The sequence below is a fragment of the Flavobacterium sp. N2038 genome (genome assembly GCF_025947185.1).
In the GTDB taxonomy this organism is placed as follows: Bacteria; Bacteroidota; Bacteroidia; order Flavobacteriales; family Flavobacteriaceae; genus Flavobacterium.
Genome location: NZ_CP110001.1, coordinates 2,602,429 through 2,616,205, shown reverse-complemented (window position 1 = coordinate 2,616,205; position 13,777 = coordinate 2,602,429). Strand labels below are relative to the sequence as shown.

The window sequence follows — 13,777 nt, the reverse complement described above, 5'->3', positions numbered from 1 at the left end:
TTTCAAAAAACCTGAGTTTAAGAGTGAATTCAATTTTCGTGCATTATTAAAACTGGTATCGAAACTTCTTTGGTAATTTTTTTACTAAAACTTGTCTCAAAAATAGATTCAAAGAAAGATCTTTTGTGCGTTATTGTGGTTAAAATATCAACATCTTTATAAAGGATAAAATCAAGAATTGTTTCCTTAACTTCATCACTCGGTAAAACAAGAAACTCTACATTTTCGCCGGCAAATTCTTTCTCCCATTCCTTCATTACAACATCAGAGACATCTGAATTTGAAGTTCTAACGTATAAACTTTTTACTTTTGCCTCAGTTTTTTTTGCAATTTTTAATATTTTACGAAGGACGTCTTTATCTTTTTCACGATATCGGGTTGTAAAACCAATTGTTCTGATTTTCTTATATTCAGCATCAACAGGAATACATAATACTGGCACATTTACTCCGGAAATAACCGAATTTGTATTGGAACCTGTGAAAAATTTTGTCCAGTCTGAAACTCCTGTGGTTCCCATAATTACAAAATCAATATGATCCTCTTCTACTGCATTTTTTAGATTATAGATTAAATCACCATCCATTAAACGGTGTTTTATCACAATATCTTCCAACTTTCGTTCGGCAGCGATAGCACGAAGTTTAGGAATTTCATCTTTAAACATTTCAAACTTCGCTAATTCTATTGAACTATAAATCGAGGCGTAATTCTCCGGAAAAAACTGGCTGTCATAAACCGGAATCTCAAATGTATGAAGTAAAATAAGTTCGGCTTTGACAATTTTAGCAAATTCTAAAGCGTGTACAAACGCATTTGTTGCTGCTTCAGAAAAATCCGTAGGAAATAATATCTTTTTCATTTTATTTGAGTTTTATAGGTTTGTTACTCAAATTTAAACATTATAAAAACAAAATGACCTGATAATTATCAGGAATTTAACAGTTAATGATTTCTTAATTGGATAAATAAAAGCAGTTATTCTCAACCTTAATTCAAATACTAAGCTCTTTCTGTGATTTCTGCTTTTTTTATACCTTTGCATTATGATAAATCAAGATTCTATAGTTGCATTGGCTACTCCATCCGGAGCGGGCGCTATTGCAATAATTCGTATTTCGGGTGCAGAAGCCATTTCAATTGGTAATGCTGTTTTTAAATCTATCAAAAACAAAGATTTAACGAAACAAAAGACACACACTTTGCATTTAGGTCATATCGTTGATAATGAAAAAACACTTGACGAAGTTTTGGTATCTGTTTTTAAAGGCCCAAATTCTTATACTGGCGAAGACACCATCGAAATTTCCTGTCACGGCTCTACTTATATTCAACAGCAGATTATCCAGTTGCTATTGCGAAAAGGATGCAGAATGGCGGATGCCGGTGAATTTACACTAAGGGCTTTCCTGAATGGAAAACTTGATTTATCACAGGCAGAAGCTGTTGCCGATTTAATTTCGTCAGACAATGAGGCTTCTCACCAAATTGCCATGCAGCAAATGCGCGGCGGATTTAGTAATGAAATTGCTAAGCTGAGAGAAGAACTTTTAAATTTTGCCTCATTAATAGAACTGGAACTGGATTTCGCAGAAGAAGATGTTGAATTTGCAGACCGCGGTCAGTTTCATGAATTGCTAAATCGAATAGAATTTGTTTTAAAGCGCTTAATCGATTCATTTGCTGTTGGAAACGTAATAAAAAACGGAATTCCGGTTGCCATTGTTGGGGAACCAAATGTGGGAAAATCGACCTTGTTAAATGCTTTATTGAATGAAGAACGTGCCATAGTTTCTGATATTGCCGGAACAACCCGTGATACTATTGAAGATGAATTGGTCATTGGCGGAATTGGTTTTCGCTTTATAGATACAGCAGGAATTCGCGAAACTAAAGATGTCGTTGAAAGTATTGGAATTAAGAAGACTTTTGAAAAAATTGATCAGGCGCAAGTTGTGATCTATTTGTTTGATGGATTAAAATTTCAGGTTTCAAGTTCTGAGTTTGTTTCTGAAATTGAACAAATCAAAAATAAATACCCGCTAAAACCTTTAGTAATTGTCGTGAATAAAAGAGATATATTATCTGCTGACGAAGTCTCAAATATCACAACTAAACTTGAAAATTTAAATGCAAAACTTTTACTAATATCCGCAAAAGAGAAAATTGGTGTTGACGATTTAAAGAATGAATTACTTTCTTTTGTTAATACTGGAGCTCTTCGAAATAATGAAACTATAGTAACTAATACAAGGCATTACGATTCTTTACTTAAAGCTTTAGATGAAATACAAAAAGTAAAACACGGTCTTGAAACCAATCTTTCAAGTGATCTTATTGCGCTTGATATTCGTGAGGCTTTGTACCAATTCGGGTTGATTACAGGTCAGGTTTCAAACGACGAATTACTGGGTAATATATTCGCTAATTTCTGTATTGGCAAATGATTAACATAATTTTAACATTTTTAGCTAATTTTATGTTAAAATTTAAGTCAAAAATCCTACTTTTTTCACTTAAAAACTCACTTTTTGTACCAAAATTGTACCTCAGGACAGAAAAATTGATTTTTTTGCCTTTTTGGGGCAAATAACGACACTTAAATCCTCTTAAATCTACTTAAAGTCATCAAAAACGATTAAATATCTTGGGAAATTAACAGTTTTTATGACTTTTTCTTTGTTTTATTTTGTTCAAAAACGTACCAATTTTTCATCTGAACTCTGTAAACTCCCATAAACACTGGTTTGCTAATTTATTTTACCGAAATTAGCAAGTTTTTAACTTTTTTAAACAAACCTAGAAATATAATTATTATCATGGAAAGCCTTATATTTACTGGAGAAATTAAATATTTAGTCCAGATAATCTAAAAGTCTCCTTGTAACAATTTCTTCCCTTGATCAAAACGTGTTGTTTAAGCATTCTTAACTACTTTTCTATCCTATAATTCCAACTAATAAAATTGGAAAATGAGCTCGAATATTTCAGTATATAGAATATGTGGATTTTGTGGTTCTGAGTTCCTTGCAAAGAAAACCACCACAAAATATTGTTCCTTAAAATGTGCAAGCAAAGATTATAAGATAAGATTAAGAAATCAGAAAATTGAAAGCTCAAACCTTCAAACGATCAAAATAAGAAACCAGCCGCTTATTGATCTTAAAGACAAAGAATTTTTAAGTGTAAAACAACTTGCATTACTTCTAGGTTTTTCAGTTAAAACTGTCTATCGTTTGATCAATACCAAAAGAATAAATGCCTATAACTTTTCAGAAAGGAAAACCTTAATCAGACGGAGTGATATTGATGCTTTATTTGATAAGCCACAAATTGGATTTGAAGTAGTTTTACGGCCAACAAAGCAAACAAAACAGGCTGAAATTAAAGACTGTTATACGATCACTGAAATACAAAAGAAATTTAATATTTCAAGCGGGGCTTTATACAATCTTATAAAACGAAACAACATAAGTAAATTTTCGAAGGGTAAGTTTACTTATGTTGCTAAAAAGGATATTGAAGGTTTTTTGAAGTAGTGTATCTACGTTTTATATTAATCCTAAATAAATACAAGAAAAAAAACAAAACTTATTCTATATGATGCATTTTATTTAAACCATAACAAACTAATCACATAATTAAAATTATCCGAATAAAAACATTGTTCATACATTGTTCTATTAGCACGATTATCATTAACAAATGGATAAAACCAATCGTCTGGGGAAAGTTCCTGAATTGCTGTATACTTACTGTCGGTTATTGTGAAAAATTCACCGGCTACAGTAGTTTTCGGCAAAACACTTCCTACTTTAAATTTAAAGGGCCATTGAGGAAAATCATCACTCCTTAAAAACCATTTTGCAATATTATCTTGTGAGATAACCGCAAATATTTCATGAGTTCCTATTTTACTGAATCTAATTAAAGAAGCTAAAATACTTGTTTGAAATGCTTCAGATAGTTTAAAAATAGTCTCAAATGAAAAGTTTTTCCCTCCAGAAACACTTCTAAATTTCTCTCTTGGCATCAGTAAAACACTAGCAAAATAATCAGCCTCAAGCTCCATTAAGTTTTTCTGATTAATATTATGAAAAGATGCATGAGGTTCAAGTAAACCATATTTTAATCCTAATCTATGCTGTTCAATAAAAAAATGCCCTAATTCATGTGCAAAAGTGTAACGACCTCTTTTAGAGAATTGATCATTTCCATTATCAATATTTATATGAATATGGAAATTTAAATCTTCAGTGTCATAAAGTAACATTCCATCAAAAGCATCTTCATAGTGGTCGAAATAATGTGAAATATCTTCGTCTTTTGCAATTTCTTCCAAAAGAGTTAGATTTCCATTTGAAAAATCTCCAGCAATAAACTCTGCAAGCTTTTCTATTTCATTAATCCGATGATTCGGTATCACCATTTTTTTTGGACTTGTTTTGATTGTTCTTTATTTTGTTCAAAATGTGTTCTGGCAATTTGCTTCCATTACGGGCAACCATTCTATATTCAGTAAGATCTTCTGGTTTTATAGATTCTGGAATCTGAATACTTTTTGGACTTTCTCCACCTCTGATAATTTTGGCAGGGTCGATTTCCAATCCTGTTAAACCAAAGTCAATATCTCCAAAAAGTTTTTCAAACCTAGACAACTCAACTTCATTTCTTGGAAAAAGAAATCCGGTTGATGCTAACCATTCGGTAACATTCTCAGGGGTTATATGTTTTTTATTTTGAGCCATACAATTTCAAATATGTATCTACAATATCAAATGAATCTTTTTTATAGCTTCTAATGGTTGCTTGAGATAAATCAAGTTCATTTCTTAAACTTTCAAGTAATTTTCTTGGAAGCTTATAACCGTCTTTCTCATGCATCTTATATGTCAAATAAATTATTTTATGCTTTGGTGATAATCTGTCAAGCGCACTTTGTATAATTTCCTGAATTCGTTTTAAATCTTTTAGTTTTGATGGTTGCATATTAGATTGTTCCATATCTGGAAAATCTTTTATAATTTCTTCATCACCTATATATGGGCTTAAATCATTTCCAAGAATTTCATTTTTAAAACCAGGTAGTAGATTTTGTGCGATTCTGAACAAAAAAAACAGAACACAAATATCAATCTCTTTATTGCACTTATCCTTATTAAAACTACCGGCGTATTTTCTAAATCTATCAAAAACTTTCTCTCCAAGTTGAGTTGCATAATCTCTGTCTAAATTCCACTGCTTACATATTGGAATTAATTTTTTCAATAGCTGAATCTGAAATCTAAAACAAAATACCATAAAAGCATCATCAGCCGTGCTTGAATAAGCTGGATCGCTTGACCATTGAATATATTCAATGAGATTTTCGGTAGATTCATTTTGTAATTCTTGCCACGCCATGTATTGCTTCTGTATAATACTACCTAAAACCGTGGTAACGCTTTTGGTAGTAATAGTAGACACAAAGTTATAAATTAAAATAAGTCTAACTATGATAATAATCAATAAATTACTTACAGATAAAATAAATGCTCCTTAATATGGCAGTTATTATGTCAATATGTCACATTACAGTGCAAGGAATAATATTTGATTAAAATTTTAACATAAAATTAATAAGATGAAATACACAAACGAAGAATTAGGTTTTTTTATTGATAAAATCAAACTAAAGCCTGAGGATATGCCAAAATACAGAACTCAGATAAACAATCTTAAAGAAAAACTAGAGAGCAAAATCAAAAACGATGACAGCCATGGTCTAAAAGTGACAAAATACATTTTAGCTGGATCCTGGAAAAAACATACAATTTTAAAACCAACCGGAGATTATCCGATAGATATCGATTTGGTATTATTCGTTGGTGGTGACGATAATATTCAAAATGATTTAAACAAACTTTTCGAATACATCATCACTTATCTAGAAGAAATCTATCCCCAGAAAGATATTCGAAAAGTTGTTGATGCCAAGGGAAATACGAAATCTATAACAATTATTTTTAGCGGCTCTGGATTAGAAGTGGATATTGTCCCTGTGGTTCCAATCTCATCTCCTGCCGAATATGTTTGGCAGCCTTCAAGAAGAGGTGGATCAAAATACATTACAAGTATTTCCAAGCAACTTGATTTTTCTCTGAACAACAGAAAAAACAATCCTTCATACACGAGTATTGTCAGAGCATTGAAATGGTGGAGAAATGAAAAGGAAATAAAACCTACCGATGATGAGCCTGGGTTATCTTCATACGTCATAGAATTAATAGTAGCTTATCTTGATATAAATTATGGTATAGAAACTAATATTGAAGAAGCAATAATTAGGTTTTTTCAATTTGTTAGCGGACCAAACTTTCCTGTCATTTCGTTTAAAAATGCAATTAAAAGTGTACCATCCTATTACACTTCTAGCATTTATGTTGCAGATGACACTAATAATGAAAATAATGTTTCTAAGAGAATGATAGATAGTAAGTGGAAAGAAATTGTTGAAGAAGCTTCCGATGCTTTTGACTCTTTAAACATTGCACAATCAAAAAGAAATGAAGGAGATACTTTAACCGAGTGGAAACATGTTTTCGGTTCAACTTTTAATATTAAATAAAAATATGTACGGAACAAATACAATAACAGGAACTTATACTGTAATTGATATCAGAAAGACCTTTGAAGGTTGCGAAGCTGATATTAGAACAATTGCAAGAAGAACAGGTAAATGGACGATGAGTTACGTTGATGACTTATTCCATGATATAATTGAACTTGCTGAAAACGGCTATTTAGATACCGTTACAATTACCTTGAATAATACAAGTAGTGGGTTAGCAATAAGAGCTGCAAAATTTACAGTTAATTCTAATGGTACCGCTACCTCAAGTGAAAGAGCGGGAAGTAATAATGATTGGGAAAATTTAAGTAATACAAACTTATCCGTCATTTTATCATACACTTCTAAGTGGCATAATTTATCTGCGAGTGACCGAAATAGCTTTCAGAAAAATCATTCATTTAAAATCGGCTGGGTTTCATCCAGTGTAAATACAACCTTTCCACACTTAAATAGTAATAATGCGCAATTATATGCCAGTAAAGGGTACGAGTTGCAAAAAACAAATTATAAATAATGGCTTCAATATTTGATAACGCAACTGTACTGCCTAGTGCATCAGTACAGGAAAAAACAAAAAATTTAGTTGGATTTGAAAAAAAATTCAACCGTATTTATACAAACCTTAAGTTATTACTTGACCAAGAGGGATTAATTAGTTGGAGTAAAAAATTCCATAATGTTCAATTACCAGTAATTGAACAGATAAAAGATAAATATCCACTAATTATTTTAGCCGGAGACGCTGGAACAGGAAAAACTATTGCTGCGGAATCTATTGCTGACAGAATGGTTAGAGAGTTAAAAAAAGAAGGGCATTTTCTAAAACTAAGTACTAGAGTGCGTGGCGAAGGTTTACATGGTCAGATGGGAAATCTAGTAAATGATGCATTTGCAGAATTAAAAACTCAAGCAGGTAAAAAAAGATTGGCTTTTTTACTCATCGATGAAGCTGATGCTATTGCAACAACACGGTCAACAATGCAAATGCACCAAGAAGAGAAAGCGGCTGTAAACACACTAATCCAAAAGATTGATGAAATTAGAGAATTGGATGGTAGAGCTATTGTATTTATGTCGACAAACAGATTACATTTTCTTGATGAAGCAATACTCAGAAGAGCTGCAATAATTTTAGAGTTTGAAAGACCTGATAAAGAAGAAAGAATAGAATTGTTTGAAATGGGTTTGAAAGGAATAGATTTTTCAAAGGAACAACTTGAATCATTATCAAATTTAACAGGTCCAGAAAAAAATAATGGATTAGGACATTCCTTTTCTGACATTAGATTACGTGTTCTACCAGAAGCTTTGGCAAATTCTTTTCCTGATAAAGCTTTAACTTACGAAATTTTAAGCGAAACAATAACCAAGATTCAACCAAGTCCAAAAATAATATGATACGATATTTAATTAAATTTTTCTTAGCAATAACATTGATAATCGTCGGATGCTATCTTGTATCCGACAATCTACAACCGGAAATTATAGGAGCCGGAATTCTTTTATTAGTTGACCTACTAATTTTGGATGCCTTTTTTGATTTAATTACTAATTGGAAGAGAGTATCTCTAGTACTAAAATGCAAATATTTAAGTATTAATGATCATTATATAAGATTTTCAATGTCTTATTTGTATCGCATCAAGGTCAATGATAAGTATCTTTTAGTGAAAAGCTCAAATTTTCCTCATTATCAACTTGTAGGAGGTAAATACAAAAGGTTGAAGGGTACGCAAAGCTTACTAAAAAAAGAGTTTGAAGCTAAAGATGATGCAAAATTGGCAACAAGTGGCCTTATGAAGCATGATTATGCACTATATGTGCCTGCAAAAAATGCAATTAAATTTCTGGATTGGTTCAATACAAAACAAGACAGGGAGATTTCCCATTGGCGAGAATTCTATGAAGAACTTATTGCCGGAAAAGGGGAAATTCTTTCAAGAGAAAATTTTCCATATGTGAATTATAATTATGTTGGCACCATCACTACTCCTGTTAAAAGAACACCTGGCTGGGATACTTACGAAATATTACAATATGATATTTTAGATTTGATTCCAACTCCTAAACAAGAAAAAGAGCTTGAAAAACTCTTAGAGAAAGGTGATACTGAATACCTAAAATGGGCAGATACTGAATTAATAAATTCTTTAGGACATTGCAAAAGAGAACAAAAACAACTATACAAAATTGGCGAACATACCAAATGGGCATTGAATATGAAATGGTCAAAAGATTAAATGGAAAATAATCTTAACTCTGAAAATAAACCAAATGTACTTTAATAAACTTTTTTATTTTATAATATTTTCAAATTAACAATAATGTATGCATAAATCATTTTTTGTATTTGTTTAGCTTAACCAACATACTATTTTTAATATAACAATAACAAAATTTAAAGACATTCATATAATAATAATAAAACGATATTGCTATCCAATCATTCGAAAACCTGTTGAGCAAAACCAATCATCTTCTGACAAAGCCCTAAACATTGCAGTCTCCCACGAATTTAAATTTACTGCTGCATTTGATGCTGCCTCATCAGCCAGGTATTTCTCGATACCTTCCTGCTCAGCTCCGCTGGAATAAATTTTCTCCAAATTATATTTCATCCCAGACAGTCTCCTGGCTGCTTGTGCTGCATATAAGATATTTAATTTAAAACAATCAAGGTGTGTAGTTACTCTGTTTGTTAGCAAGTTATCCCAGCTTGCAGGAGCCTTAACATTAAAAGACAGTGAAACAGGTGTTGTCTTATTAACGATAGCATTTAGCCACATTACATTTTCAATATTATCATAATAAGGATGGAGTGTCTCATCATTAGGTCCTATTGGATAATCTGCCAGTTTCCCTGTATTACAATCCTTGCAAGAAGGTATTAAGTTTATCGGAACAATTGAAAGTCGCGGATACTTAGATTTTGGCAGATAATGATCCAATGTGGTTGCCTCCCTATGGGAACAAAGTGGACAAAGCCCATCTGGCGCAGCCATGAGAAGCTGATCATAATATACCCTTCCTTTAGGGTTTTGCACCATCTGAGCTGTATAAACATTTTTTAGCTCCTTATATGTTACATTTCCATTAACTACAATTTCCCTCGCAATTGTGTAAATTTGACCTTTGGCGATTTTAGCTTCAAACTCTGTTTCAGCATCATTTATCAGAGTCTGGCAACGTTCAAGTCTGCCGCGAAGTCCATTATCTCTTACTGTTGTAAGACAGTCTGGATATACCACCGCTGCCCTTAATGTCGGTTTATTTATTTTGCGCATTCTATCTTTTATTTGCAATTAAAGCCATTACAATTGATCTCGCTTCAGATCCCAATTGATTGTTAAAGGAGTGTATAACCTGATCATAGTTATAATCATTATTTTCAACTATTTCTGCCAACATTTTATAAAAGCCAGAATTTGTAACTTCTAAACCAAATACGTCATTAGTTAAGACTCCAACATTTTCACCAAAAGATTCCCTACTTAACCGATATGAGTCTGTGATATTTCCAATTCTCCTTAATTTCCACACGCAGCTTCTAGGTACTTCCTGCAAAATTACCGGAGAGTGCGTTGAAACAATTGCTACGCCATTTGTTTTGATAAGGAGATCTGATACTGATCTGATGAACGCTGCCAAAAGCGGTGGATGAAGATGAGCTTCAGGCTCATCCATAAGTAGTAAACTCTTTTCCTGTAATTTTTCAACTAATGTAGTAATTGTAAGCAAAATTATTTTATGTCCTGAACTAAGTCTTCTAAAGGCCGTGGAAATAACCATTTCTAACTTGTCTAATTCATCACGCATGATTAATTCAACAAATCTTTCTCTTCGAAAGTTAGGATCTGATTGTAACGTTTCTAGAGCTTCTGCTAATCTCGAAATCAAACCTCTCGATCTACAAACTTTTAAACTCTCATAAAACTCAGCTGACAGAGTATTTAAATCTTTTATTTCTAATTCAGATTGTTGTCCATTCGTTTTCCTTAAACCTATATAAGAATACTTCATACCATTAATAAATTTCTCATCAGATCGCAAATCCAATTCATCAAAAACACTAAATGAAACGGAAATTAAATTAGCAAAGGAATTTACTTCATCATACATATGTGTTTTATTAAAATGAAAACTGCCTTGCACAGGAATGGGGCCGGAATGAACAACTAATGAACTAATCATATTATCAATCAAAGTCGTTTTACCTACTCCATTCCTCCCAATTAAAACATGAATATTTGTTGGAGGAAGCGATTCCGGAATTACATCAAACAGGAGACTTAATCCATCCTGATCTTTTTTACTTCCTTTATTGAATCGAAAACTATAAGGGGTTAATCTTGCCCCTCCGTTAGCCATTCTTCTATATTGACCAGTTATTGTATCCGGATGTAGATCTCGAAGAAATGAAACTTGAACGACTCTTTCTTCTCTAACACTATTAAAAACATCGGGCTTTTTTGCTACATCATTTAACTGATTAAGTATCGAATCTCTAATTTCCACTGACAGTTTATTAAGCTGCTCATAATACTCTTCTGAATTTCCCAATGAAAAATAATTATCTCCTATATAATTAAATGTGTAATCAACATGATAAACTTTCTCTCTTTCCTCCTGTCCTACAAAACCAATTTTAACTCCACCGAGATCATGCTTTTGTGATTTCTCATCTACATAAAAAATACCGAATAAAGTATAAAAACTAAAGTCATTCCAATTGTCCCAAACAAGACAAACTTCATTTTTGGAGTTTGGATCATGTTCACCCCAGCTATCTAAAATTCTAAAAATCATTTCTTTTTTTATTAGTTATAAAGCAAATAACAACTGCAAATATGCTTATACCATTTGGGTATAATTTCAATTAATAGTTTAATTATTAATATATATTTCTTTTAGTATAATGTTTCATTACTCCTTTTAAAAAATCCATTTTAATTAAAAAATAAGTTTTTATTTATATTTCTATCATCCTTTTATCGATTGATTAATTATAAACCATTGAAATACAGAAACAAGTGTTTCGTCAGTAATTGGATCTTGACTTGATACTTCAGAAGGATTTATTTCAGTTATATTTAATCCTTTTAATTTTAAGAGGTTATCATTCAATAACTTTACATCTACAACACTTTTAATTGCATCAAAATTTAACTGAAAAAAGCCAGATTTGTAAGTTCTTGGCATATAATCTGCGGAAGAAGTCATTGTAATAGTCGGTGTAAAAACCTTCAATAATTTCAAAGCAAAAATTGGGTTTTTCTTCTTTTTTAAGTGCTTGTCAAAAAAAGCTGTCAATGTCTTTTTATGCTGAAGCGAATTTATCCACCAACTTAGCATTCTCCACAAATTTCCATCAGCTAATGAAGTAAAAAAGTTTTCATCTGTCATTATATCTTTAAAAATAGATACTAGTAATTCTTTAATTTTTAATTTTTCTTTTTCAGAAAAAATTGCATTTACCGGATCTTTTTCCTCTTTAAACATCAGCCAATGATGAATCTCCATACTATAATCTAACGACTTACTCATTGAAAATAACTTTAATAAGAGTGTTAATTGATTTTCCTTAGATTGAATCCCTATCAATCTGGTAATTAAAATTGCTGATTGAGTACAAGTGGAATAAAAATATACATCTTTATCTTTTGGTAGAGTGTGCCCAAATTCAACCAATGCTAAAGATAAATTATAAGATTGTTTTTCGTTGAATGTCCCTTCTTGCATTCTTAATTTTTGAATTAAGTCAAATGCAGAATATCTTTCTATGGTTTCATTAAGTTTTATTATAACTTCATCAATGCTATCATCTTCAAAATCTTTAACTAAATTTTCAAAATAATTATCAGGGATATCTCCTTCCTGTACAGAATACGAAAAATATCGATCAAAATATTTACTTGAACATATCCTTTTCTCTTTAGTCCATCTCACATACATATCATCGGCATAACCTGAATTACTATATATACTTTTAAGTTGTGGAAATAATTGCTCAAGCATTTCAATAATTATTTTCTGCTTCTTTTCGTCATACATAACGATCGCTTGTGAAATTTCTTTTTTTATTTCATCTTGCTTTTGTTTTTTACTATTAAAATCTGATTGATCTCTATCAGTTCTTTCTAAGAATAATTGCCCATTATTTCTTATGAAATCATGTAAAGATGGGTAGAAAATTTTAAGCCCTTCTAAAATCATTAGATTACTAATGTTAACCTCTCCATTCAATAGCGGTAATGAAAAAGAAAAACTATTAGCAAATCTTATCCCCAATCTTGGATTGTCCATAATGGGTAGAAAAGCGTTATTAAAGACTTCTAGAAATTCATTAGATTCTGCCTGATTTAGGTCTATGGAACTATCGTCTAAAACCTTGTTGAGAAGATCTAAGGAATATTTAGATAAAGCCTTCTTACTTGCTTTAGGTATCTTAAGAGGGATTTGTATAATTTTTTCTAAAAAATTGTATCCTGCTGATTTACTATCTCCTCCATATTTTGGAGATAATGCAGCAGATACCATCTCATCGTCAAATGATAATACATAACAAGTCCTAGGAAAGTCACCAACTAATTTTACTAGTTTGAAAACATATTGAACTTCTGTAATATCTAATCTATCAATATCATCAACAAATACTACGATGTTTTTCCCGGATTGAATAATTAATTCATCTATTCTTTTCTTTAACTCTTCGGCAGATGTACTTTTAAGTTTATCACCTAATTTTTCTAAGCCCTCAGTATTAAAACCTACCAATTGAGTTACAGAGCCGATAGCCCCACTATAATCACTTAAAAGCTCTCCAATCTTTTCTTTCTTAGTCTTATCTGAAGCGCCTAAAGAAACTGAAATACTAGTAAAAAAAGATTTTAAAAGATGTTGTTCATCTGAAAAAAGCCAAGGATTAAAGTTTACAATAATTGTTTCTTTTGGTAATTCTTTTTGAATAAAATTCATCACAGTTGTCTTACCTTCTCCCCATCTGCCATACAAACCAATTATAAGAGATTTGTCTATTGAAGGTTTTGCTACAATCGAAGCGATACGTTTTGAAAATTCATAGCGTTGAAAACAATCTTCTGATTGAATTGATGCAGGTTTATCGGTATACATATATATTATTTTCCTTTTTGTTATTGTCTCAT

General features: G+C 31.4%; 13 protein-coding genes. 6 read left to right on the top strand and 7 right to left on the bottom strand.

Annotated elements, in window-relative coordinates; translation table 11 throughout:
* Positions 1–29: 29 nt before the first annotated feature.
* Positions 30–863 (bottom strand): universal stress protein, encoded by an 834-nt coding sequence (locus tag OLM51_RS11700; protein ID WP_264550800.1) that lies wholly within the window; start codon positions 861–863, stop codon positions 30–32.
* A 184-nt stretch (positions 864–1,047) separates the two neighbouring features.
* Between OLM51_RS11700 and mnmE the strand changes: the two genes are divergently transcribed.
* Positions 1,048–2,448, top strand: a complete 1,401-nt coding sequence (mnmE, locus tag OLM51_RS11695; protein WP_264550799.1) for a tRNA uridine-5-carboxymethylaminomethyl(34) synthesis GTPase MnmE — start codon at positions 1,048–1,050, stop codon at positions 2,446–2,448.
* Between the two features lie 525 nt (positions 2,449–2,973).
* Complete coding sequence (locus tag OLM51_RS11690) at positions 2,974–3,540, top strand: helix-turn-helix domain-containing protein (protein WP_264550798.1); 567 nt, start codon at positions 2,974–2,976, stop codon at positions 3,538–3,540.
* 71 nt (positions 3,541–3,611) lie between these two features.
* On the opposite strand, the gene OLM51_RS11685 is transcribed toward OLM51_RS11690, so the two are convergent.
* Genes OLM51_RS11685 through OLM51_RS11675 form a run of 3 tightly spaced genes read right to left on the bottom strand, consistent with a single transcriptional unit; the run spans position 3,612 to position 5,404 of the window.
* Positions 3,612–4,430, bottom strand: coding sequence for an ImmA/IrrE family metallo-endopeptidase (locus OLM51_RS11685; RefSeq protein WP_264550797.1), 819 nt, complete (start codon positions 4,428–4,430; stop codon positions 3,612–3,614).
* Positions 4,405–4,749, bottom strand: coding sequence for a hypothetical protein (locus OLM51_RS11680; RefSeq protein WP_264550796.1), 345 nt, complete (start codon positions 4,747–4,749; stop codon positions 4,405–4,407). Before OLM51_RS11680 ends, OLM51_RS11685 begins: the two co-directional genes overlap by 26 nt.
* Positions 4,736–5,404 carry a hypothetical protein gene (locus OLM51_RS11675; protein WP_264550795.1) on the bottom strand — a complete coding sequence of 223 codons (669 nt, stop codon included), beginning with the start codon at positions 5,402–5,404 and terminating at the stop codon, positions 4,736–4,738. Before OLM51_RS11675 ends, OLM51_RS11680 begins: the two co-directional genes overlap by 14 nt.
* 220 nt (positions 5,405–5,624) lie before the next feature.
* On the opposite strand from OLM51_RS11675, the gene OLM51_RS11670 reads away from it, so the two are divergent.
* From OLM51_RS11670 to OLM51_RS11655, 4 genes are read left to right on the top strand one after another with little or no spacing between them, the layout of a single operon-like run.
* A complete protein-coding gene (locus tag OLM51_RS11670; protein ID WP_264550794.1) occupies positions 5,625–6,608 on the top strand; it encodes a CBASS oligonucleotide cyclase in 984 nt (327 codons plus the stop codon).
* A gap of 4 nt (positions 6,609–6,612) precedes the next feature.
* Positions 6,613–7,128, top strand: coding sequence for a hypothetical protein (locus tag OLM51_RS11665; RefSeq protein ID WP_264550793.1), 516 nt, complete (start codon positions 6,613–6,615; stop codon positions 7,126–7,128).
* Positions 7,128–8,012: an AAA family ATPase gene (locus OLM51_RS11660; RefSeq protein ID WP_264550792.1), complete on the top strand. Its 885-nt coding sequence runs from the start codon at positions 7,128–7,130 to the stop codon at positions 8,010–8,012. Before OLM51_RS11665 ends, OLM51_RS11660 begins: the two co-directional genes overlap by 1 nt.
* Complete coding sequence (locus OLM51_RS11655; protein WP_264550791.1) at positions 8,009–8,854, top strand: hypothetical protein; 846 nt, start codon at positions 8,009–8,011, stop codon at positions 8,852–8,854. Before OLM51_RS11660 ends, OLM51_RS11655 begins: the two co-directional genes overlap by 4 nt.
* A gap of 195 nt (positions 8,855–9,049) precedes the next feature.
* Here OLM51_RS11655 and OLM51_RS11650 read toward each other — a convergent pair whose 3' ends face one another.
* The 3 genes from OLM51_RS11650 to OLM51_RS11640 all read right to left on the bottom strand — a co-directional run bounded on the left by OLM51_RS11650 (position 9,050) and on the right by OLM51_RS11640 (position 13,745).
* The gene (locus OLM51_RS11650) at positions 9,050–9,898 is read right to left on the bottom strand and encodes an HNH endonuclease (protein ID WP_264550790.1); all 849 of its coding nucleotides are present in this window, start codon (positions 9,896–9,898) and stop codon (positions 9,050–9,052) included.
* A 1-nt stretch (position 9,899) separates the two neighbouring features.
* Entirely contained in the window at positions 9,900–11,420 is a 1,521-nt protein-coding gene (locus OLM51_RS11645; protein ID WP_264550789.1) for an ATP-dependent nuclease, read from the bottom strand.
* Between the two features lie 174 nt (positions 11,421–11,594).
* Positions 11,595–13,745 carry a KAP family NTPase gene (locus OLM51_RS11640; RefSeq protein WP_264550788.1) on the bottom strand — a complete coding sequence of 717 codons (2,151 nt, stop codon included), beginning with the start codon at positions 13,743–13,745 and terminating at the stop codon, positions 11,595–11,597.
* Positions 13,746–13,777 lie beyond the last annotated feature (32 nt).